Origin of the sequence: Faecalibacterium sp. DFI.5.82 (assembly GCF_029076575.1) — a bacterium.
Taxonomy (GTDB): domain Bacteria; phylum Bacillota; class Clostridia; order Oscillospirales; family Ruminococcaceae; genus Faecalibacterium; species Faecalibacterium duncaniae.
Genome location: NZ_JARFIS010001030.1, coordinates 1 through 291, shown reverse-complemented (window position 1 = coordinate 291; position 291 = coordinate 1). Strand labels below are relative to the sequence as shown.

The 291-nt window shown below is 56.7% G+C and carries 1 pseudogene; it reads left to right on the top strand.

Annotated elements, in window-relative coordinates:
- Positions 1–291, top strand: a pseudogene (locus P0G09_RS20000) (antibiotic ABC transporter permease); the annotation flags it as partial.

Sequence of the window (291 nt, the reverse complement as noted above, 5' to 3'; positions counted from 1 at the left end):
ACCTCCATCACAGCTTCCTCCCTGACCACCATTGCGGGCTTCCTGGCACTGTGCGCCATGCGCCTGACGCTGGGCCGCGATATCTGTGTTGTTATGGCAAAGGGTGTGGCGCTGGGTGTCATCTGCACCATCGTCATTCTGCCTGCTTTGATCCTGACCTTTGATCAGCAGGTCGAAAAGTACTAGCACCGCACCATCGTGCCCAAGCTGACCAAGCTCAGCTACTTTGTTTCCAAGCACGCAATGCCCATCGTGGCCGTCTTTCTTGTGCTGCTGGTGCCCTTTGTGGTG